Consider the following 21,559-nt stretch of genomic DNA (forward strand, 5'->3'; position numbering starts at 1 on the left):
CCCGCCCGTCGGTGGGCCGGGGGGCCCGGCACGGGGGCGCGCCGCCGTTCGGTCGGGCCCGTCGCACTACGCCGGGGACGGGCAGCACTGCCCGTCCCCGGCCGAAGTGCGACGCGAACCTACGCGTCGAGACCGATGGCGAAGGCCGCCTCCAGGTCGTGCTGCGAGTACGTACGGAACGCGACATGCGTGTCGGTGCCCTCGACACCCGGGATCTTGCTGATCCGGCCGGGGATGACGTCCGCGAGGTCGTCGTGCCTGGACACCCGGACCATGGCGATCAGGTCGTACGTACCGGTGACCGAGAAGACCTCGCTGACATTGTCCAGCGCGGCGATGGCCTCGGCGATCTCCGGAATCCGGTCCACGCTGGTTTTGATGAGCACGATCGCGGTGATCACGGCTGGCTTTCTCCCTCGGTGGCCGTGGCTGGAGCCTTCACTCTAGCCCCACGGCGGTAGCGTCCCCAGGCGTAGAGGAAGCCGCAGACGAAGCCGACCACATGGGCGAGATACGCCACCCCGGGACCGCTGCCCGCGCTCTGCGCCGCCATCCACTGCAGCACGAACCAGAAGATCAGCACGATCCAGGCGGGAAAGCGCAGCGGAAGGAAGAGCAGGAACGGGAAGAGGCTGGTCACCCGCGCCCTGGGGAACAGGTAGAGGAACGCCCCGAGCACCGCGGAGATCGCCCCTGACGCGCCGACGAGGGTCTGGTCGGAGTTCGCGTGCGCCGCCGCGTACGCCAGCAGCGCGAGATAGCCGCAGCCGAGGTAGAAGAAGGCGAATTCGGCACGGCCCATCCGCTCCTCGGCCATCGCCCCGAACACGTACAGGAAGAGCATGTTGCCGAGCAGATGAAGCCAGCTGCCGTGCACGAACAGTGCGGTCAGCGGGGTGAGCAGGGCCTGCACCGAGCCCGCCCACAGCTCGCTCGGGATCACCCCCCAGCGCTCGAAGTACCCGGCCTGGGCGGCGAGCAGGGTGTCGGCGGTGCCGTAGGTGGAGTTGAAGCCGGAGAGCGGGCTGATCAGGAAGACGGCGCAGCACAGGGCGATGAGGGCATATGTCACCTGCGCACCGGCCGCCGTGGCGGCGCGCAGGAGCCTGCCGGTCACTCCGTCTCTCGCGGCCCGCCGATCGATCATGCACAGAGCATGACGCAAGGTGACGGAACGGGACAGACCGCCTCGCCGTGTCTATGGGTATGTGCAAGGCCGTAGGGTTGCAGCAGGACATCCGCAGTTCGACGGCGCACCGCGAGATTCTGTGCGGGAAGCAGCACGATGCTCGACGAAAGAGGACGCAACGATGACAACGGTTCCCCAGCCGACCGACGGGACCCGCTGGCGCTGCACGCTCTGCGGAAATCTCACCCGCTTCGATGTGACCCGCACCTCCAAGGTCGTCGAATACGTCCATCTCGACCTGGCCGGTGAGTCGACCGTCGAGGAACGCGAGGTGGTCAGTGAGACCATCGAGTCGGTCCGCTGCCGCTGGTGTAACGCGGTGGACCAGATCGAACTAGTCGACAGGCCGGGTGCCGACTCCTGACGGGGCCGTGCGGACAGACATTTTGGGGTGACGGATCGTGGAGCAGCCCGATAGCGGCGCCGAGCCGGCCGATGGAGCCGGCGACGCCGTCGAGGCGCTCGACCGCCCGCTGCCCGAAGGCGTACGGCGGCGGGTCGTCGCGCTGGTCTCGGACGCGTTCGGCGGCCTGACCGTCACCGAACTCCCGGCCCAGCTCAGGCAGTACGCCCGCTTCACCCCGACCCGGCGCGCCAAGTTCGCCGGGAACGCGATGGCGGCCGCCCTGGAGAGCGACACCCTGTTCCGTCAGCGCATCGGCGAACGGCTCCGGGAGTCCCAGCCGGAGCTGGCCGCTGCCGTGGAGGCCGGGTCGCCGCCGGCCGCCGCCGATCCCGTCGATGTGGCCGCGGCCGCCTATGTGCTGCGCCCGGTCGGCTGGGTGAAACTGGTCGCCGCCGCCGGCGAGGAGGTCCAGCGCGCCGACGCCGAGCGGGCCGACGAGGAGAGCCGGCGCGAGCTGGAACGGCTGCGCGAGGAGCTCGCCCAGGCCCGGACCCAGACGAAGAGCGAGACCGAACGGCTCCGCGCCGAACTCGACGCGGCCCGCAAGGAAGCCGATTCGCTGCAGCGCAAACTCCGGTCCGCCCTCAGCGAGGTCAAGCGCGGCGAGGCCGCGGTGCGCCGCGGCAAGGCCGAGGCCGACGCCCTGCGGGCCGAGGCGGCTGCCCAGGCCTCCGCCGCCGAGAGCGAGACCCGGCGGCTGCGGGCCCGGCTCGGTGAGGCGGAGGCGTCCGTCGAGGCGAGCCGCAGGGCCTCCAGGGAGGGGCGTTCGGTCGAGGACATGCGGCTGCGGCTGCTCCTCGACACGGTGCTCGACGCGGCCCGGGGGCTGCGCCGCGAACTGGCCCTGCCGCCCTCCTCGATCCGCCCCGCGGACAGTGTCGACGCGGTCGAGCCCGGCGCGATGTCGCCCAAGGACATTGCCGCCAGGGCTCTTTCGGAGACCGATCCGGCCCTGCTCGACCAGTTGCTCGCGCTGCCGCAGGCGCATCTGATCGTGGACGGCTACAACGTCACCAAGACCGGCTATCCGCAGCTGCCGCTGGAGAAGCAGCGGCTGCGGCTGCTGGGCGGTCTCGCGGTGCTCGCCGCGCAGTCGGGCGCCGAGATGACCTGTGTCTTCGACGGGGCCGAACTGGCCGCTCCGGTGCTGCTCGCACCTCCGCGCGGGGTGCGTGTGCTGTTCAGCAAGCCGGGCGTGACCGCCGACGAACTCATCCGCCAGCTCGCCCGCGCCGAACCGCCGGGCAGGCCCGTCGTGGTGGTCTCCACCGACCGTGAAGTGGCGGACGGTGTGGCGAAGGCAGGGGCCAGGCCCGTTGCGTCCGTCTTGCTCCTGAAGCGGCTTTCGCGCGTCTGACGTGCCTTGTGGCCACTTGTCGGAAATCAGGGAACGTACCGTCAAGTCGCCGCTACGCCCTGTGTGATGAGAGTAAAGAAGTACCTGCTGTGGCGAGATTTTTCTTGTGAGGATTTGAACTGATCACAAGATGGTCACTAAGGTCGGGCTTCGAACCTTCGCACGGTTGATCACCCATCCGGGGTGGCAGCGAAGGAACCGCCGAGTCCGTGACGTGCGCGGAGCCGGGGATCAGTCCCCCACAGCCCGGTAGGCGGCTCAGAGGAAGAAGGAGCTCGCCTTCGTGGCGTCCCACCGTCGTCCCAAGCAGCCGAGCCGCGCCCGCGTGACCGTGCTCACCGTGACCGCCGCCGCGGCCGTGGCCCTGACCTCCCAGGCGGCCCACGCCGACCCCAAGCCGACCAAGAGTGAGGTCAAGGCGAAGGTCGAGAAGCTCAACCACGAGGCCGGCGCGGCCAATGAGCAGTACTACGGCGCCAAGGAGAAGCAGCAGAAGCTGGAGAAGGAAGCCGGCGCGCTGCAGGACAAGGTGGCCCGCGGTCAGGGGGAGCTCAACACGCTCCGCAACGGCCTCGGTTCGCTCGCCGCCGCGCAGTACCGCTCCGGTGGCATCGACCCGTCGGTGCAGCTCTTCCTCTCGTCCAACCCGGACACCTTCCTCGACGAGGCCTCGGTCCTCGACCAGTTGACGGCCAAGCAGACCGAGACCCTGGGGAAGATCCAGGAGAAGCAGCGGGTCCTCGCGCAGGAGCGCAAGGAGGCCCAGGACAAACTCGGTGACCTCGCGGACGTGCGCAAGACGCTCGGCGCGAAGAAGAAGAAGCTCCAGGACAAGCTGGCCGAGGCGCAGCGCCTGCTCAACACGATGACCGAGGCCGAGCGCGCGAAGATGCGCCAGGACGAACAGCGTGCCAGCCGCGCCGCGGGCGACCGGGTCGACCTGGGCAACGAGGTCCCCGCCTCCGCCTGGGGTGCCGCCGCCCTGAACGCCGCCGCCGGCCAGGTGGGCAAGCCGTACGGCCGCGGCGGCACCGGCCCCGGATCCTTCGACTGCTCCGGGCTGACCCAGTGGGCCTACGCCCAGGCCAACGTCCACATCTCCCGGGTCACGTACACCCAGGTCAACGACGGCACCCACATCGGGCGCAGCGCGCTGAAGCCGGGCGACCTCGTCTTCTTCAACAACACTGAGCACGTGGGCCTCTACGCGGGCAACAACACCGTCCTGCACGCCCCGTACCCGGGCACGCTCGTCCGCTACGAGTCGATGAACACCATCGGCAGCTTCCAGTTCGGCGTGCGCGTCGGCTGACGACGCCCGAACGGGCGAATTCCCGCGCCCCGCACAGACAGTCCGCCCCGCCGGAGACCACAGGTCACCGGCGGGGCGCCGTCGTTCGTGACCTGCACCCATCCGGCGCGGCCGTTCGTGCGCTCCGTAGTCGCCCGACTACTGTCTGCCTGCTGTGCGGCTCCCGTCCGTCGGTCCGCCCGTCCCGGGCGCCAGGGGGCCGCGTACGTCTGCGTACAGCGGAAGGGAGTGCGGCGTCCTGTGGTGTCCCATCGCCGTTCCACACAGCCCGGCGTCAACCGGAGCGTCCGGGTCACAGTCCTGTCCACGGCCGCGGCGACCGCCGCCGCCACGCTCGGGGCGGCAGCCGCGCACGCCGACCCGAAGGACACGCCCCGGACGGCCAGGGCCGAGATCGACCGGCTGTACAGCGAGGCCGAGCACGCCACCGAGCAGTACAACAGGGCGGGGGAGAACGCCGACCGGCTGCGCGGCGAGCTGAACCGGGCCCAGGAACGGGCGGCCCGCGGTCAGGAACGGATCAACCGGATGCGCATGGCGCTCGGTTCGGCCGCCGCCGCGCAGTACCGCTCCGGTGGCATCGACCCCTCGCTCGCCCTGCTGCTCTCCGCCGATCCGGACAGCTACCTCGACCGGGCAGCCACCCTGGACCGGCTGAATGCCCGTCAGACCACCGCCCTGCACGAACTCCAGCACGCCCGGCGCGGCCTCGCGCAGGTCCGTGCGGAGGCCGCCCGCTCGCTCGCCGGCCTGGAGCGCAACAAGGCAGCCGCCACCCGGCACAAACGGACCGTCGAGGGCAAGCTCCGGCAGGCCCGGCAGCTGCTGGCCTCGCTGCCCGCCGCGGACCGGGCGGCCTTCGATCGCGCCTCGCGCTCCGGCCGCGACGCCTCGTTCTCCGCCCTGGCCGGTCTGCCGGCCGGCTCGCCCCGGGCGGCGGCCGCCGTCATGGCCGCCCGCCGGGCCGTCGGACTCCCGTACATCTGGGGCGCCAACGGACCCGCCGGATTCGACTGCTCCGGGCTGATGCAGTGGGCGTACGCCCAGGCCGGTGTCAGCCTGCCGCGCACCTCGCAGGCGCAGCGGTACGCCGGCCACATGGTGCCGCTCTCCGAGGCCCGCCCCGGCGATCTGGTGGCCTACCGCTCGGACGCCAGCCATATCGGGATGTACATGGGCAATGGGCAGGTGATCCATGCTCCGTACCCGGGTGCTCCGGTCCGCTACGACCCGGTCGGCATGATGCCGGTCTCCTCGGTGACCCGCGTCTGACCCGTACCCTCGGTCACGTGGCTGATCAGGGGCGCACCGCAGGGCGGGGACATCACGGACGGCGGCGCGCGGCGGGTGCGGCGCTCGCCGGACTGCTGCTCGCGTCCGCCTGCACGGCCCCCGCCCCCGCCACCCCCGACCCCACCGTCCGGGCCATCGGAGCCACCCTGGACCGCCGCGCCGCCGCCGTCCTGGACCACGACCCGGACGGCTTCCTCGCCGCACTCGCCCCCGGGGCCACCGGGCTGCGGACGGCCCAGCGCCGCGAGCTGGCCCATCTCGCCGACGTGCCGCTGAGCTCATGGGCGTACAAGGTGACGGACGTGCGCGGGCGCGGAGCCGACCGGGCCACCGCCGATGTCGAGTTGCGCTACCGGATCGCGGGCTACGACAGTGCTCCGGTCACCGCGGACCGGGTGCTCGACCTGGAGCGGGACCCGGCGGACGGCCGCTGGTACATCACCGCGGACCGGGCCGGCCGGGACGGCGGCCTGCAGCTGTGGCAGCAGGGCGACGTCCAGGTCGTACGGGGCAGGCGAAGTCTCGTCCTCGGTGTGGGGCGGACAACGACGGAGCTCCGCGCGATCGCGGGCACCGCGGACCGTGCAGTGCCCGCCGTCTCCGCCGCCTGGCCGGAGCGCTGGGCCGGCCGCGTGGTGGTCCTCGTACCGGAGACGATCGACGACATGGCCGGGCTGCTGGGGTCACCGGCGGCGAACTACCGGGGCATAGCGGCCGTCACCACCGGTGAGACCGGCGGCCGGGCGCCCGCGGACCGGGTGATCGTCAACCCTCAGGCGTACGCGACGCTCGGCACGTTCGGGCAGCGGATCGTCCTCACCCACGAGACCGCCCATGTCGCCACCCGCGCCCGCACCTCCGCGTCCACCCCGACCTGGCTCTCCGAGGGCTTCGCCGACTGGGCGGCCTACCGTGCCGAGCACCGGACTGCCGAGCAGGCCGCGCCCGAACTGGCCGACGCGGTCCGGCGCGGTGAGCTGCCCGCCGAACTGCCCACCGACGAGGAGTTCGGGTTCACGGGAGACGCCGGGCGCCTCGCGAGGGCGTACGAGGGCGGCTGGCTGGCCTGCGCACTCATCGCCGGCCACTGGGGCGAGAAGAAGCTCTTCGCCTTCTACCGGGCCGTCGGAGGGCGCTCAGGACGGGACGGAGCGGTGGAGCAGGCGATGCAGGACGCGCTCGGCACGACGCCGCAGGAGTTCACGGCGCGCTGGCGGGAGTATCTGCGGTCCCGTCTCGGCTGACCTGCCCCGCCGGAGCGGACGACCGGACCGGCAGCCGGTGCCGGTCCCGGCGGACCGGCGCGGGCACCGTCTCCTTCCACAGCCGCCGGGACGCGACCAGGGTCGCCGCGACCAGCAGACCGTTGCGTACGAACATCAGCGTCACGCCCTGCGCGTCGCTGGTCACCACGTGGATGAACCCGAGCGGGAACTCCAGCTGGGTGACGCCCGTCGCGACCAGCACCAGAACGGCCGGCAGCCCCATCCGGCTGGACCGGAAGACCAGACAGACCGCCGCGAGACCGACCAGCCACAGCATGTACTGGGGGCTGATCACCCGGCTCGTGGTCGTGAACAGCAGCACCGCCGTGAACGCCGCATCGGCCGGCGTGCTCACCCCGAAGTCACGGGCCAGCAGGCGCCACACCACCAGCCAGCCGAACGCGGCGATGCTCAGCCCCAGCGCCAGCGTGCTCACCAGCGGCACATGCGGCCCCAGGAACTCCAGCGACCCGTAGTTCAGCTCCACCCGGCCCTGCCAGCCGAACTGCCGCGCCACATGGAAGACCAGCGCCCCCAGCGACTCGACCTCGGTGCCGCGGTCGCGCTGGAACCCGAGAAAGGCCAGCGCTCCCGGCAACGCGGCCGTGCACACCACCAGCAGCCCGGCCGCCGTCACCACCGCCGCCGTCCATGAGCGGCGGGTCGACTCCCCGCGCGCGGTCCCGGCCAGCAGCAGCACCGGCCACACCTTCAGCAGCGCGCCGAAGGCGGCCAGCGCCCCCAGCACCCGCGGATGCCGTACCCCCGCCAGCAGCGCCGCCACCGCGACCGCCGTCACCATCACGTCGTACCGCGCGTACGCGGTCGCGCCGAGCAGGGGCACCCCCGCCACCCACACCCAGCCGCCCGCGGTCCGCCTGCCGGTACGGCGGCCCGCGTACAGCAGCAGGCCGAGCACCAGCGCGTCGCAGAGGAAGGCGAGGACGAAGAAGGCCGAGGCGTAGTCCAGGAACGGCAGCAGGGCGGGGGAGAGGATGGCGAGCGCCGCGACGGGCGGGTACTGCCAGGTGACATCGGACTGCGGGTACGTACCGCTTTTCAGCACCTCGGACCAGCCGTGGTAGATCACCGAGACGTCGCTCGTCACGTCCGGGCCCGGCAACGTGACGACCTTGAAGACGCAGAGCAGCAACGCGGCCCTGGTGAGCGCCCACACCGCGACGGGTGCGAGAAATCTGCCGGTGCCGCCTGCTGCTGTCATGCCCGCGCCCATCCCCTTCGCCAGTGGCTCCGAGCCATGATGCACGGCGTGACTGCGGGCGAGCCACCAATCCGGGCCGTTCGGTACTGTCGGCGGCGATGGACAAGACGCTGATCGTGACCAATGACTTCCCGCCCCGCCCCGGCGGCATCCAGGCATTTCTGCACAATATGGCGCTGCGCCTGGACCCCGGACAACTCGTCGTCTACGCCTCCACCTGGAAGCGGAGTCCCGAGGGTGTCGCGGCCACCGCCGCGTTCGACGCAGAGCAGCCGTTCACCGTCGTCCGTGACCGTACGACGATGCTGCTGCCGACCCCGCGGGTGACCCGGCGCGCGGTCCAGCTGCTGCGCGAACACGACTGCACCTCCGTCTGGTTCGGGGCCGCGGCCCCCCTCGGGCTGATGGCGCCGGCACTGCGGAGGGCGGGTGCCCGGCGGCTGGTCGCCACCACCCACGGGCACGAGGCCGGCTGGGCCCAACTTCCCGCGTCCCGCCAGCTGTTGCGCCGGATAGGCGAGGGCACGGACACGATCACGTACCTCGGCGAGTACACCCGCTCCCGGATCGCCGGCGCGCTCACCCCCGAGGCCGTCGGCCGCATGGTCCAACTGCCGCCCGGCGTCGACGAGAGGACCTTCCACCCGGACTCCGGCGGGGACCGGATCCGGGCCCGGCTCGGGCTCTCGGACCGACCCGTCGTCGTCTGTGTGTCGCGGCTGGTGCCCCGCAAGGGCCAGGACACCCTGATCCTCGCGATGCCCGCGATCCTGGCGCGGGAGCCGGACGCCGTCCTGCTGATCGTCGGCGGCGGACCGTACGCCAAGGAGCTGGAGAAGCTGGCCGCGGAGACCGGCGTCACCGACTCGGTGCGGTTCACCGGACCGGTGCCCTGGGAGGAGCTGCCCGCCCACTTCGGCGCGGGCGACGTCTTCGCCATGCCGTGCCGCACCCGTCGCGGCGGCCTCGACGTCGAGGGGCTCGGCATCGTCTACCTGGAGGCGTCCGCTACCGGACTGCCGGTGGTGGCGGGCGACTCGGGCGGCGCGCCCGACGCCGTACTCGACGGCGAGACCGGCTGGGTGGTGCGGGGCGGCTCCGTCGAGGAGACCGCCGACCGCGTCGCCACCCTGCTCGGCGACCCCGAACTGTGCCGGCGGATGGGGGAGCGGGGCCGGGCCTGGGTCGAGGAGAAGTGGCGCTGGGACCTGCTCGCGGAGCATCTCAAGGCGCTGCTCTGAAGATACGGGGAGGGGCCCGCACGACCAGTCGCGCGGGCCCCTCCCCGTACACCTGCAACCGCGGGATCAGCCGTGGTAGATCGACTCCACCTCGTCCGCGAAGTCCTTCGCCACCACATTCCGCTTCAGCTTCAGCGAGGGCGTGATGTGGCCGGCCTCCTCGGTGAACTGCGAGGCCAGGATGCGGAACTTGCGTACCGACTCCGCCTTGGACACCGCCGCGTTGCCGTCGTCCACCGCCCGCTGCACCTCGGCCAGCAGCTCCGGGTCCTCGCGCAGCGACACCACCGTCGAGCCGGCCGGCTTGCCGTGCTCCTCGGCCCAGCGGCCCAGGAACTCCTCGTCCAGGGTGATCAGCGCACCGACGAACGGCCGCCCGTCGCCGACCACCATGCACTCCGCGACCAGGGCGTGCCCGCGGATCCGGTCCTCGATCACTGCGGGAGCGACGTTCTTGCCGCCCGCCGTGACAATGATCTCCTTCTTGCGGCCGGTGATCGTCAGATAGCCGTCCTCGTCGAGGGTGCCGATGTCGCCCGTGTGGAACCAGCCGTCGGCCAGTGCGTCGGCCGTCGCCGCCTCGTTGTTCCAGTAGCTCGCGAACAGATGCTCGCCGTGCAGCAGCACCTCGCCGTCGTCGGCGATCCGGACGACCGAGCCGGGCAGCGGCTGGCCGACCGTACCGATCTTCTGCCGGTCCCACGGGTTGAACGCGGTGGCCGCGCACGTCTCCGTGAGGCCGTAGCCCTCCAGCACCGTGAAGCCGATGCCGCGGTAGAAGTGCCCGAGCCGCTCGCCCAGCGGCGCACCGCCCGAGATCGCGTACTCGCCGCGGCCGCCGAGCACGGCGCGCAGCTTGCTGTAGACCAGCCGGTCGAAGACCCTGTGCTTGAACTTCAGGCCGATGGACGGACCCTGAGGGGTGCCGAGCGCACGGCTGTAGGCGATCGCGATGTTCGCGGCCCTGTCGAAGATCTTGCCCTTGCCGTCGGCCTGCGCCTTGGCACGCGCCGAGTTGTAGACCTTCTCGAAGACCCGCGGCACACCGAGGATCAGCGTCGGCCGGAACGCGGCCAGCTCGTCGGTGAGGTTCTTGATGTCCGGTACGCAGCCGAGCCGGATCGGGGCCATCACCGCGGCCACCTCGACCAGCCGGCCGAAGACATGGGCCGCGGGCAGGAAGAGCAGTACGGAGCACTCGCCGGTACGGAAGAGGGGCTTCAGCCGCTCCACCACGTTGCCGCACTCGGCGAAGAAGCTGCGGTGCGTGAGCACACAGCCCTTGGGGCGGCCGGTGGTGCCCGACGTGTAGACGATGGTGGCCGGGTCGTCGGCCTTGGCGCCGGCGCTGCGCAGGTCGACGGTCTCGTCCGAGACCTCCGTACCCGACGCGGTCAGCTCGTCGACCGCGCCGTTGTCGATCTGCCACACGTTGCGCAGTTCCGGCAGCCGGTCGCGCATGGCGGCGACGGACTCGGCATGCCCGTCGCTCTCCACGATCACCGCGACCGCACCGGAGTCGCCGAGGATCCACTGGACCTGCTCGGCGGAGCTGGTCTCGTACACCGGGACGGTGACCGCGCCCGCGCTCCAGATCGCGAAGTCCAGCTGCACCCACTCGTAGCGGGTACGGGACATCAGACCGATCCGGTCGCCGGGCTGCACACCCGCGGCGATCAGGCCCTTGGCGGCGGCTCTGACCTCGGCCAGGAACTGGGTGGCGGTGACATCGGTCCACACGCCCGCCACCTTGCGGCTCATCACCGCTACATCGGGATGCTGAGCGGCATTGCGGCGGATGAGATCCGTCAGGTTGCCGTCCGAGGGGACCTCGTACAGGGCCGGAAGGCTGAACTCGCGCAAGACTGCTGCTCCTCATCGGGCTCCGGTGTCACGGCTCTGTGTGACGTACCGGCTGCGGTCCAAGACCGGCAGGTTGCTCAGTGGGGTGAGCACGACTGGACTGCCCGGACGTTACCCACCAGTACTCGGTTCCGGATAGGGGGTTCCGGTCAGATGTCTTATGCGTCACACATATCGGTGATCCTCGCGCGCACAGTAGTGCACCCAGGTGACAAGCATGAAGTATTCGCAGGTCCGGCGGGCTCTACCCAGGCCGTCGGCGGCATCCTAGGGTGATCGTCATGCCAGCCGGAGCGAACAGCCGCGAGGGTGCCACCGCACGCCGTACCCGGATCCACGTGGTCAGTGACGTGCACGGGAACACCGAAGCCCTGGCCCGGGCCGGGGACGGCGCCGACGCCCTCGTCTGCCTGGGAGACCTGGTGCTCTTCCTCGACTACGCCGACCACTCGCGCGGCATCTTCCCCGAACTCTTCGGCGTGGAGAACGCCGACCGGATCGTCGAGCTGCGCACCGCCCGCCGCTACGAGGAGGCCCGTGACTTCGGCCGCGGTCTCTGGGCGGGCCTGGACCGCAATGCCACCATCGTCGGTGCGGTGCGCCATCAGTATGCCGAGATGTTCGCGGCCTTCCCCACACCGACGTACGCCACGTACGGCAATGTCGACATCCCCGACCTCTGGCCCGAATACGCCCGCCCCGGCACCACCGTCCTGGACGGCGAACGCGCCGAGATCGGCGGCCGCGTCTTCGGCTTCGTCGGCGGCGGGCTCCGAACCCCCATGCGCACCCCGTACGAGATCAGCGACGAGGAGTACGCCGCCAAGATCGAGGCGGTCGGCGAGGTGGACGTCCTGTGCACGCACATCCCGCCCGACGTACCGGAGCTGACCTACGACACGGTGGCGCGCCGGTTCGAGCGTGGCAGCAGGGCGCTCCTCGACGCGATCCGCCGGACCCGCCCCCGGTACGCCGTCTTCGGCCATGTCCACCAGCCGCTGGTCCGCCGGATGCGGATCGGCGCCACCGAATGCGTCAACGTCGGTCACTTCGCCTCGACCGGCCGGCCCTGGGCCCTGGAGTGGTGACCACACGGCCCCGACCCTGGGACGATGCGCCCCGCGCACGCGATAGCCTTCTGGCGGCAGGCCTCTGCCGACCGACCGGTACACCGCACTGGAGGAGCCACAGCGATGGCTGAACACACCAGCTCGACCATCACGATCGAGGCGGCACCGGCCGACGTCATGGGAGTCATCGCCGACTTCGACCGGTACCCGGAGTGGACCGGTGAGGTCAAGGAGGCCGAGGTCCTCGCCAAGGACGAGCAGGGCCGCGCCGAGAAGGTCCGGCTGGTCCTCGACGCCGGTGCGATCAAGGACGACCACACGCTCGCCTACACCTGGACCGGCGACCATGAGGTCAGCTGGACCCTGGTCAAGTCCCAGATGCTGCGCGCCATCGACGGCTCCTACGCACTGGCCCCGCTCGGCGACGGCAGCCGCACCGAGGTCACCTACCGGCTGACCGTCGACGTCAAGATCCCGATGCTCGGCATGATCAAGCGCAAGGCGGAAAAGGTCATCATCGACCGCGCGCTGGCCGGTCTGAAGAAGCGCGTCGAGTCCGTCCCGCGGGGCTGACCGGATGCGTACGGTCCTCGTCACCGGCCCCGGCGGCGCCGGCCGTACCACTGTTGCGGCGGCGACCGCACTGGCCGCGGCCCGCCGCGGCCGCCGCACACTGCTGCTCTCCACCGACGCCATACCCGGTTTCCCCACCGGCACGGAACCCACCGAGGTCACCGAGGGACTCCGGTTCGCCCGCATCGACTCCGGCGAGCACTTCCGTACCGAACTTCTCTCCCTCCAGGACCAGGCGTCCTCGGTACTCGACCTGCTCGGCGGGAACCGGCTCGACGGCGAGGAGCTGACCGAACTCCCCGGCAGCGCCCAGCTCGCCCTGCTGCACACCCTGCGCCGCGCAGCCCGGGGCGACTGGTCGCGAGACGGCTACGACACCCTCGTCGTCGACCTGCCCCCGCTGCGCGAAGCCCTCGCCGTGCTCGCCCTGCCCGAACAGCTGCGCCGCTATCTGCGCCGCCTGCTGCCCCCGGAGCGCCAGGCCGCCCGCGCCCTGCGCCCGATGCTCGCCCAGCTCGCCGGAGTCCCTATGCCCGCCCAGTGGCTGTACGAGACCGCCGCCCGCCGGGACGCCGAGCTGGCCTCCGTCCAGACCCTGGTCGAGGACCGCAGCACCACGGTCCGCCTCGTCGCCGAACCGGGACCCGCCGCCGAGGACGCCCTGCGCACCGCCCGCACCGGACTCGCCCTGCACGGACTGCGCGTCGACACGCTCACCGTCAACCGGGTGCTGCCCAGGCACTCCTCCGACCCCTGGTTCGCCGATCTCGCCGCCCAGCAGGAAAAGTGCATCGGCCACTGGTACGAGGAGTGGGTGCCGGCCGCGTCCCTGTGCGAGGTGCCCCATCTCGGCCGGGACCCGCAGGGGCTCGACGACCTCACCCTCCTCGACACTTCGTCGAGCTGCACCACCTTCGAGGCGGCGGGCACCGGCGGCGGGCTCTTCGCGGGGGACGGGCTCGCCGCCGAGCTGGACGACCGGCCGGGCGGACGCGCCCAGGACCCCTGGTGGATCGAGGACCCGAACGCCCCGGACGGCCACGACGAGCTGCGGGAACCGTTCCGTGGCCGACCGGACGCGACCGTCTCGCCGCAGCCGGCCGTCGGTGAGGACGGCGACGGGGTCCTGGTCTGGTGCCTGCCGTTGCCCGGAGCCGTCAAGGAGGACCTGCAGCTGGTCCGGCGCGGCGACGAACTGCTCCTGACCGTCGGCCCGTTCCACCGGATCGTGCCGCTGGAGTCCGGGCTGCGCCGCTGCACCGTCTCCGGCGCCGCACTGACGGACGGTGTGCTGCGGGTCCGGTTCACGCCGGACCCCGCACTGTGGCCGCGGACCTCCTGAACGGCGTACCACCGTTCGGGTAACGTCGGTAGTACGCGTCCCGGATGCGGCGGTGGACCACACCCCCGCACGCGCGACGTCCGCAACCACGTCGCAGGAGTCCGCCATGAGCGAAGCCACCGATCGTCCCGTCGACGACGACGCGTGGGCCAAGGCCTGCGCCGAGGACCTGGAAGCCGAGAAGGCCCGTCGCCGCGCCGAGTACAGCCCGCCGATCGGTTCCGCGGCCGAGGAGCTCCGCAAGCTGGTCGACGCCGTGGCCGACAAGGTCGCCTCCCTCCAGTCACCGCTGTTCGGCGTCGCCGCCCAGGGCGCCGTACAACAGGTGATCAAGCAGGCGAAGGCCGCCGTCGAGCCCGTTATCGAACGCAATCCGGACGTCTTCGACCACATTGCCGCGGCCGGCAGCGAACTCCTCGCCGCCTACCGCTCCGCCGTCGAAGGCCAGGAACGCCGCTGGACCCAGGGCGCCGCCGACCCCGGCGGCGCCTCGAAGAAGGCCGGCGACCCCACCGACCCGCGCGACGACGACAGCGGGCCGGGCGAACACATCGACCTGGACTGACCGGCGCCGATAGGGCGGGGAGCGGGGCTCGGGTACGGTTGGCCACAGCGGGGCTCGACCGAAACTGAGGGATTCATGGGACTCACCATCGGCGTCGATATCGGCGGCACGAAGATCGCGGCTGGAGTGGTCGACGAAGAGGGCCGGATCCTCTCGATGTTCAAGGTGCCGACCCCGCCGACGGCTGAAGGCATCGTGGACGCGATCGCGGCGGCAGTGTCCGGCGCCAGCGAGGGACACGAGGTCGAAGCGGTCGGCATCGGCGCTGCCGGATATGTCGACGACAAGCGCGCCACAGTGCTGTTCGCGCCGAACATCAACTGGCGGCACGAACCGCTGAAGGACAAGGTCGAGCAGCGCGTCGGCCTCCCCGTCGTCGTCGAGAACGACGCCAACGCGGCGGCCTGGGGCGAATACCGCTTCGGCGCAGGCCAGGGCCACGACGACGTCATCTGCATCACGCTCGGCACCGGCCTCGGCGGCGGCATCATCATCGGCAACAAACTGCGCCGCGGACGCTTCGGTGTGGCCGCCGAATTCGGCCACATCCGGGTCGTCCCGGACGGGCTGCTCTGTGGCTGCGGCAGCCAGGGCTGTTGGGAGCAGTACGCATCCGGGCGCGCGCTCGTCCGGTACGCGAAGCAGCGTGCCAACGCCACCCCGGAGAACGCCGCGGTCCTTCTCGCCCTGGGCGACGGCACGGTGGACGGCATCGAGGGCAAGCACATCAGCGCGGCCGCCCGGCAGGGCGACCCGGTGGCGATCGACTCGTTCCGCGAGCTGGCCCGCTGGGCCGGCGCCGGACTCGCCGACCTCGCCTCGCTCTTCGACCCGTCCGCGTTCATCGTCGGCGGCGGCGTCTCGGACGAGGGCGAGCTCGTCCTCGACCCGATCCGCAAGTCGTTCCGGCGCTGGCTGATCGGCGGCGAATGGCGGCCGCACGCCCAGGTGCTCGCGGCCCAACTGGGTGGCAAGGCAGGCCTGGTGGGCGCGGCGGACCTGGCCCGCCAGGGCTGAGCCCACCACGTCACGGACAACACCGGACGCCCGTCGCGCCCTCACCGGCAGCGGCGGGCGTCCGTCGTATGGTGAGCCGTATGGTCATGACGGAGCTGCCCGACTCCCGTACCGAGCCGGACGGTTCGGCCGTCATCAGAGTGCTCAGCTACAACATCCGGTCGATGCGCGACGACCGTGAGGCGCTGGCCCGCGTCATCCGCGCCTGCGCACCCGATCTGGTCTTCATCCAGGAGGCCCCGCGCTTCTTCCGCTGGCGCAAGCGCGCCGCCTGGCTCGCCGCCCACACCGACCTGGTGGTCCTCTCCGGCGGCGCCACCGCCGCCGGGCCGCTGCTCCTGTGCTCGCTGCGCGCCACCGTGGAACGCACGGAGGACCTGCTGCTGCCGCGCACCCCCGGACTGCACCGCAGAGGCTTCGCCACTGCGGTGGTACGGATCGCGGGCACCCGGATCGGACTGCTGAGCTGCCATTTGAGTCTGCGCCACGAGGAGCGCGTGGTCCAGGCGGACCTGCTGCTCGACCGGCTGGACGCCATGGAGGTCGAGCATGTCATCGTGGCCGGCGACCTCAACGACGCACCGGAGGGGAAAGCCTTCCAGCTGCTGGCCGGGCGGCTCCAGGACGGCCGGTCCGTCCGGCCGTGGGGTGGCGAGCTCACCTTCCCGGCCCACGATCCGCGCCTGCGCATCGACGCGGTCTTCGCGAGCAGAGGCATCGAAGTCCTCGGCTGCGGAGTCCCGTCGGGACTGCCCGGCGTCACGGAGCAGGACCTGTGCGCGGCCACCGACCATCTGCCGGTACTGGCCGCGCTCAGGGTGCCCGCCCTGTCCTCGCCCGCCTAGTGCCCCCCGGAGTCTCGCCGGGCCTGCGGCGTCCGGTCCGACCCTCATACGACCGGACACCCTCAGCCGGCCTGATCCGGGGGAGACGACTCAGAGCCTGTCGGGTGACCTCTGATCGGGCGGCCACGCCCTGGCACGCACGCTTCCCGCGTTGCCGAAATGCCCTAGTAGCTCCTTCCCCAAGCTCTCAGCTTCGTTCGAGCAGGGGAGACCCCATCCGAGGGCCTTCCGGCGCCTTGGAATTGCACGCACCAGACCGCGTCCGCTTTCCGATCGAAGGTCACCCGACAGGCTCTCAGACCACCGCGCCGCGCCCGGGGTCGTCGTCATCCTCGTCGTCGGGCTGCATCCGCGCGACCAGGGTGGCGAAGCCGCCCAGGAAACCGCCGATGCAGACCGTGGTGAGCCACCACGTCATCTCCCACTGCAACAGCACAGCGAGCAGCATCAGCACCGGTCCGCCGACGACCGCGAGCCAGGCGAACTTCGCCGTGACATCGGCCTCCGGCAGCGGAGGCGGCTCCGGCGGGACGAAGTGTCCCTCGTCGCTGTCGCCGTCCGCCGGTTCCGCCACCTCGTAGTCGCGGGGACCGCCGACACCGGGGGCGAAGACGACCGAACTGCCGAGCGGCTTCTCCGGCGGCTTCTTCTTCTTGATGCCCTTGTCCGGCTCCAGGAGGTTGCGCTCGCCGTCCTCCAGGAGCGCGAGGCCGTCGATCGACTTGAACGGCTTGGCGCCCGGCGGGTCCGGCGGCTCCTCGCCGTAGCCCGCGACGATCGCCTCCCAGGCGGCGTCCTCGTCGACTGCCTCACCCTGGCCCGGACCCCCGGGGACATGTGGCGCACCCGCGCCGCCCTCGGGCACGGCCGTTCCCTCGGTGGGGCGCGGTTCGCGCTCCTCCTCGCTACCCGCGCGCTCCGCGTCGTGCTCAGCCACCTGACGTGCTCCCCTTCTGCCCGATGCTCGGAGCGAGGCGGCCGATGAACGAGTAGCTCTCGTCGAAGATCCGCTCCGCATCGTGGTCCAACGTCGCCACGTGGTAGCTCTGTTCCAGCAGGATCTCCTCGACATCCGTGGACGACACCCGGCTGAGGATCCGCGCCGAGTCCGCCGGCGGCACCACATGGTCCTGCGGGCTGTGCAGCAGCAGGAGCGGCTGGGTGACCTGCGGCAGCTCCGCGTCGACCAGCCGGAAGAAGTTCCGCAGGGAGTGCGCCGCGTGCAGCGGCACCCGGTCGTAGCCGATCTCGGTGGAGCCTTCCCGGGCGATGTCGTTCGCCACGCCCTTCGTGGACGGCAGCAGATGGCGGACGACCGGCAGTGCGTACGCCGCCAGGCCATGCACCTTGTTGCCCGGATTGACGAGCACCAGACCGCTGATCGCGTCTCCGTGCTTCGCCGCCAGCCGCAGCGACAGCGCACCGCCCATGGACAGCCCGAAGACGAAGACCTGACGGCACCGCTCCGACAGGGCCCGCAGCTCCCGGTCCACCTCCGCGTACCAGTCCTGCCAGCCCGTGACCTGCATGTCCTCCCAGCGGGTGCCGTGCCCGGGCAGCAGCGGCAGCGCGACCGTGAGTCCGCGCTCCGCGAGATATTCGGCCCAGGGGCGCAGCGACTGAGGCGAACCGGTGAATCCGTGACAGAGGAGGACGCCGACCTCTCCGCCCTCGTGGCGGAACGGCTCGGCTCCGGGAAGGACCGGCACCGGGGTCTCCTGTTCGTGAGGCTCGAAAGGGAGCGAAAGGGGGAGTGTAAGACCGACCGGCAATTGGGGGGCGGCGTCACGGGGCCGGGGCACGCACCTCGCGGCGTTGTCGTCCATCACCATGGCTCCGCCATGGCTCAATCCTCCGCCTTGCGATGCACGCACCCCAGCCCCGCTCCTTCACCCACCCCCCAATTGCCGGTCGGTCCAAGAAGGACTACTTCACCGTACGCGACCGGACTGACACCGACCAGGGCCGTCACCGGTCACAGCCGTGCTTCGGCCCCGTGCCGGGCAGGAACGGCGGCAGCACCACGGGTTAAGGTCAATGCGACAGCACACAGGAGGCACCCGAGTTGATCTACGGCGCAATGAAGTTCTCCATCGGCGGGTCATTGAAGCTCGCCTTCAGGCCGTGGGTGGAGGGCCTGGAGAACATCCCCGCTCAGGGGCCGGCGATACTCGCGAGCAACCATCTCTCGTTCTCCGACTCCTTCTTCCTGCCGGCCGTACTGGACCGCAAGGTCACCTTCATCGCCAAATCCGAGTACTTCACCGCGCCCGGCGTGAAGGGCAGGCTGACCGCCGCCTTCTTCAAGGGCGTCGGCCAGCTCCCGGTGGACCGGTCCGGTGCCCGCGGTGCCGGTGAGGCGGCGATCAAGGCCGGTATAGAGGTCATCGAGAGCGGCGGGCTCTTCGGCATCTACCCGGAGGGCACCCGGTCGCCCGACGGCCGCCTGTACCGCGGCAAGCCCGGCGGTCTCGCCCGGGTGGCGCTTGCCACCGGAGCACCCGTCATCCCCGTGGCGATGATCGACACGGAGAAGATCCAGCCGCCCGGTCAGGTGATCCCCAAGCTGATGCGCCCGGGCATCAGGATCGGCAAGCCGCTCGACTTCAGCCGCTACCACGGCATGGAGGGCGACCGCTTCATTCTCCGCTCGGTCACCGACGAGGTGATGTACGAGATCATGAAGCTCTCCGGACAGGAGTACGTCGACATCTACGCGACCGCGGCCAAGCGCCAGATCGCGGACGAGGCGAAGCGTCGCGCGGAGGAAGAGAAGCACGTGGGCAGAAAGCCCGGCGCGGAAGGGTGACGGAACAGCCGGCGCGTCACCGCGTCGGCGTCCGTCCGGGGGTGGGGGACATGGCCAAGCGCGAGCGGGTCGTACGGATGTCGGTCGAACAGCCGCTGTGGCGCGCGCTGACCGCGTACCGGCTTCTGACGATGGTCTACGCGATCCTGCTGGCCATTTTCGGCCGGGAGAAGTACGACCGGCCCTGGGTGGCTGTCACCTTCCTGGCCGTCATGGCGGTCTGGACGCTCGCCACCCTCCCGAAGGTCGCGAACGCCGCGAACTGCACCAAGCGGTTCCTCGGCGCCGACCTCGTCCTCGCCCTGGCCGGCATCCTCCTCACTCCGCTCGCCGACTTCGACGCCCAGCACTTCGACGGCCCGACCCTGCCGTCCATCTGGACCGCGGGCTCCGTCCTGGCGTTCGCGATCAAGGGCGGCTGGCGGTGGGCGGCGCTGGCCTCCACCTTCGTCGCTGTCGCCAACATCATCGAGCGCGGCGAACCCAGCCGGGACACCTTCCACAACGTGCTGCTGGTCTGGGTCGCCTCCATCGCCATCGGGTACGTCGTCGAGGTCGCCCGCGCCAGTGAGCGCACTCTCGCCCGCGCCCTGGAGATCGAGGCGGCGACCCGGGAGCGGGAGCGGCTGGCCCGTGACATCCACGACAGCGTGCTCCAGGTCCTCGCCATGGTGCAGCGCCGCGGCACGGCGCTGGGCGGCGAGGCCGCCGAGCTGGGCCGGATGGCAGGGGAACAGGAAGTCGCCCTGCGCACCCTTGTCTCCAGCGGTCTGGTGCCCACCACCCGGGTCTCCGAGGACACTTCCGAGGGCGCGGTGGTCCGTACGGTCGAGGTCGACGACCGGGAGGACGGCCCGTCCGGTTCGGCCGACTGCGATCTGCGCGCCCTGCTGGCCCCGCACGCCGGCTCCCGGGTCAGCTTCGCGGAGCCCGGTGCTCCGGTCCTGCTCGCCCCGGCGGCGGCGAAGGAACTCGCGGCCGCTGTCAGTGCCGCCCTGGACAATGTCAGGGTGCACGCCGGCCAGGACGCCCAGGCGTGGATACTCGTCGAGGACTGGCCGGACGAGGTGATCGTCACGGTCCGGGACGACGGCCCCGGCATCCCGGAGGGGCGGCTGGCCCAGGCCGAGGGGGAAGGCCGGATGGGGGTCGCCCTGTCGATCCGGGGGCGGCTGCGCGACCTGGGTGGCACAGCAGAGTTGATCTCGGTGCCCGGCCAGGGCACCGAGGTCGAGTTGAAGGTTCCGAAGGTTTCACGGGGGAAGGCAGGATCCGGCCGATGAGTACGGAGAACACCGCGGGCGCCGAGAACGCGCAGGGCGCCGAGCAGCGGACCATCAGGGTGATGGTCGTCGACGACCATCCGATGTGGCGCGACGCCGTCGCCCGCGACCTCGCCGAGTCCGGCTTCGACGTGGTGGCGACCGCGGGTGACGGACCGCAGGCCGTGCGCCGGGCAAGGGCCGCCACCCCCGACGTCCTGGTCCTCGACCTGAACCTGCCGGGGATGCCCGGCGTCCGGGTCTGCAAGGAACTCGTCGGCTCCCACCCGGGCCTGCGGGTCCTGGTGCTCTCGGCGAGCGGTGAGCACGCCGACGTACTGGAAGCGGTGAAGTCCGGCGCCACCGGCTATCTGCTCAAGTCGGCCAGTACGCAGGAGCTGACCGAGGCCGTGCGGAGCACCGCCGTCGGCGACCCGGTCTTCACCCCGGGCCTCGCCGGACTGGTGCTCGGCGAGTACCGCAGGCTGGCATCCGAGCCCACGCCCGTCGCGTCGGACGAGCCGAAGGCACCGCAGCTGACGGACCGGGAGACCGAGGTGCTGCGGCTGGTCGCCAAGGGACTCTCGTACAAGCAGATCGCCGAGCGGCTGGTCATCTCGCACCGCACCGTCCAGAACCATGTCCAGAACACCCTGGGCAAGCTCCAGTTGCACAACCGGGTGGAGCTCGTGCGGTATGCGATCGAGCGCGGCCTCGACGACGCCTGAGCTCAACGGCGTCCGATCTCAACGACGCCCGAGTCACGCGGGTCGGAGTACTGACCGGGGGCGGCGACTGCCCCGGACTCAACGCGGTCATCCGCGCCGATCCGGCGCTCTACGCGGAGGTCGGCGTCTTCTTCGGCTGAGCGCGAGCGGCGCACCAGGGATACGGGCCGTATATTCGCGGCTATTCGGCCTGTGACTCT

At 71.2% G+C, this 21,559-nt stretch carries 21 protein-coding genes; 15 read left to right on the top strand and 6 right to left on the bottom strand.

Annotated elements, in window-relative coordinates:
• Positions 1 to 119: 119 nt before the first annotated feature.
• Both ACWD6R_RS29845 and ACWD6R_RS29850 read right to left on the bottom strand, forming a co-directional pair.
• Entirely contained in the window at positions 120 to 401 is a 282-nt protein-coding gene (locus ACWD6R_RS29845) for an Lrp/AsnC family transcriptional regulator (protein ID WP_398948423.1), read from the bottom strand.
• The gene (locus ACWD6R_RS29850) at positions 398 to 1,147 is read right to left on the bottom strand and encodes a rhomboid family intramembrane serine protease (RefSeq protein ID WP_451821534.1); all 750 of its coding nucleotides are present in this window, start codon (positions 1,145 to 1,147) and stop codon (positions 398 to 400) included. Before ACWD6R_RS29850 ends, ACWD6R_RS29845 begins: the two co-directional genes overlap by 4 nt.
• 163 nt (positions 1,148 to 1,310) lie before the next feature.
• On the opposite strand from ACWD6R_RS29850, the gene ACWD6R_RS29855 reads away from it, so the two are divergent.
• From ACWD6R_RS29855 to ACWD6R_RS29875, 5 genes are all read left to right on the top strand, one after another.
• Positions 1,311 to 1,553 (top strand): hypothetical protein, encoded by a 243-nt coding sequence (locus ACWD6R_RS29855; RefSeq protein WP_266986548.1) that lies wholly within the window; start codon positions 1,311 to 1,313, stop codon positions 1,551 to 1,553.
• 37 nt (positions 1,554 to 1,590) lie between these two features.
• Complete coding sequence (locus ACWD6R_RS29860; RefSeq protein WP_451821535.1) at positions 1,591 to 2,952, top strand: NYN domain-containing protein; 1,362 nt, start codon at positions 1,591 to 1,593, stop codon at positions 2,950 to 2,952.
• A 283-nt stretch (positions 2,953 to 3,235) separates the two neighbouring features.
• Positions 3,236 to 4,264 carry an NlpC/P60 family protein gene (locus ACWD6R_RS29865; protein ID WP_451821536.1) on the top strand — a complete coding sequence of 343 codons (1,029 nt, stop codon included), beginning with the start codon at positions 3,236 to 3,238 and terminating at the stop codon, positions 4,262 to 4,264.
• A gap of 240 nt (positions 4,265 to 4,504) precedes the next feature.
• The gene (locus ACWD6R_RS29870) at positions 4,505 to 5,536 is read left to right on the top strand and encodes an NlpC/P60 family protein (RefSeq protein WP_451821537.1); all 1,032 of its coding nucleotides are present in this window, start codon (positions 4,505 to 4,507) and stop codon (positions 5,534 to 5,536) included.
• Between the two features lie 17 nt (positions 5,537 to 5,553).
• On the top strand, positions 5,554 to 6,801 hold the full coding sequence (locus ACWD6R_RS29875) for a hypothetical protein (RefSeq protein ID WP_451821538.1): 1,248 nt from the start codon (positions 5,554 to 5,556) through the stop codon (positions 6,799 to 6,801).
• On the opposite strand, the gene ACWD6R_RS29880 is transcribed toward ACWD6R_RS29875, so the two are convergent.
• Positions 6,758 to 8,044 carry a glycosyltransferase 87 family protein gene (locus ACWD6R_RS29880; RefSeq protein ID WP_451821539.1) on the bottom strand — a complete coding sequence of 429 codons (1,287 nt, stop codon included), beginning with the start codon at positions 8,042 to 8,044 and terminating at the stop codon, positions 6,758 to 6,760. The genes ACWD6R_RS29875 and ACWD6R_RS29880 overlap by 44 nt on opposite strands.
• A gap of 98 nt (positions 8,045 to 8,142) precedes the next feature.
• On the opposite strand from ACWD6R_RS29880, the gene ACWD6R_RS29885 reads away from it, so the two are divergent.
• On the top strand, positions 8,143 to 9,285 hold the full coding sequence (locus ACWD6R_RS29885) for a glycosyltransferase family 4 protein (RefSeq protein ID WP_451821540.1): 1,143 nt from the start codon (positions 8,143 to 8,145) through the stop codon (positions 9,283 to 9,285).
• A 66-nt stretch (positions 9,286 to 9,351) separates the two neighbouring features.
• Here ACWD6R_RS29885 and ACWD6R_RS29890 read toward each other — a convergent pair whose 3' ends face one another.
• Complete coding sequence (locus ACWD6R_RS29890; RefSeq protein WP_451821541.1) at positions 9,352 to 11,148, bottom strand: AMP-dependent synthetase/ligase; 1,797 nt, start codon at positions 11,146 to 11,148, stop codon at positions 9,352 to 9,354.
• A 281-nt stretch (positions 11,149 to 11,429) separates the two neighbouring features.
• Between ACWD6R_RS29890 and ACWD6R_RS29895 the strand changes: the two genes are divergently transcribed.
• The 6 genes from ACWD6R_RS29895 (at position 11,430) to ACWD6R_RS29920 (ending at position 16,560) form a co-directional block, all read left to right on the top strand.
• Positions 11,430 to 12,236: a metallophosphoesterase family protein gene (locus ACWD6R_RS29895; protein WP_451821542.1), complete on the top strand. Its 807-nt coding sequence runs from the start codon at positions 11,430 to 11,432 to the stop codon at positions 12,234 to 12,236.
• A 105-nt stretch (positions 12,237 to 12,341) separates the two neighbouring features.
• Complete coding sequence (locus tag ACWD6R_RS29900; protein ID WP_266986565.1) at positions 12,342 to 12,791, top strand: SRPBCC family protein; 450 nt, start codon at positions 12,342 to 12,344, stop codon at positions 12,789 to 12,791.
• A gap of 4 nt (positions 12,792 to 12,795) precedes the next feature.
• Positions 12,796 to 14,133, top strand: coding sequence for an ArsA family ATPase (locus tag ACWD6R_RS29905; RefSeq protein WP_451821543.1), 1,338 nt, complete (start codon positions 12,796 to 12,798; stop codon positions 14,131 to 14,133).
• Between the two features lie 106 nt (positions 14,134 to 14,239).
• A complete protein-coding gene (locus ACWD6R_RS29910; RefSeq protein WP_451821544.1) occupies positions 14,240 to 14,698 on the top strand; it encodes a DUF5304 domain-containing protein in 459 nt (152 codons plus the stop codon).
• Positions 14,699 to 14,773: 75 nt separating this feature from the next.
• The gene (locus ACWD6R_RS29915; protein WP_393308316.1) at positions 14,774 to 15,715 is read left to right on the top strand and encodes an ROK family glucokinase; all 942 of its coding nucleotides are present in this window, start codon (positions 14,774 to 14,776) and stop codon (positions 15,713 to 15,715) included.
• Between the two features lie 80 nt (positions 15,716 to 15,795).
• Positions 15,796 to 16,560 carry an endonuclease/exonuclease/phosphatase family protein gene (locus tag ACWD6R_RS29920; protein WP_451821545.1) on the top strand — a complete coding sequence of 255 codons (765 nt, stop codon included), beginning with the start codon at positions 15,796 to 15,798 and terminating at the stop codon, positions 16,558 to 16,560.
• 295 nt (positions 16,561 to 16,855) lie between these two features.
• Here the strand turns inward: ACWD6R_RS29920 and ACWD6R_RS29925 are convergent, their stop codons facing one another.
• Positions 16,856 to 17,497, bottom strand: a complete 642-nt coding sequence (locus ACWD6R_RS29925) for a hypothetical protein (protein ID WP_451821546.1) — start codon at positions 17,495 to 17,497, stop codon at positions 16,856 to 16,858.
• Positions 17,490 to 18,269, bottom strand: a complete 780-nt coding sequence (locus ACWD6R_RS29930) for an alpha/beta hydrolase (protein ID WP_451821547.1) — start codon at positions 18,267 to 18,269, stop codon at positions 17,490 to 17,492. Before ACWD6R_RS29930 ends, ACWD6R_RS29925 begins: the two co-directional genes overlap by 8 nt.
• A gap of 356 nt (positions 18,270 to 18,625) precedes the next feature.
• Here ACWD6R_RS29930 and ACWD6R_RS29935 point away from each other — a divergent pair, with 356 nt between their 5' ends.
• From ACWD6R_RS29935 to ACWD6R_RS29945, 3 genes are read left to right on the top strand one after another with little or no spacing between them, the layout of a single operon-like run.
• Entirely contained in the window at positions 18,626 to 19,369 is a 744-nt protein-coding gene (locus ACWD6R_RS29935; protein WP_451821548.1) for a lysophospholipid acyltransferase family protein, read from the top strand.
• A 50-nt stretch (positions 19,370 to 19,419) separates the two neighbouring features.
• Complete coding sequence (gene macS / locus ACWD6R_RS29940; RefSeq protein WP_451821549.1) at positions 19,420 to 20,652, top strand: MacS family sensor histidine kinase; 1,233 nt, start codon at positions 19,420 to 19,422, stop codon at positions 20,650 to 20,652.
• Positions 20,649 to 21,359, top strand: a complete 711-nt coding sequence (locus ACWD6R_RS29945; protein WP_451821550.1) for a response regulator — start codon at positions 20,649 to 20,651, stop codon at positions 21,357 to 21,359. Before macS ends, ACWD6R_RS29945 begins: the two co-directional genes overlap by 4 nt.
• Positions 21,360 to 21,559: the final 200 nt, after the last annotated feature.

The sequence above is a fragment of the Streptomyces sp. NPDC005151 genome, from assembly GCF_053599875.1.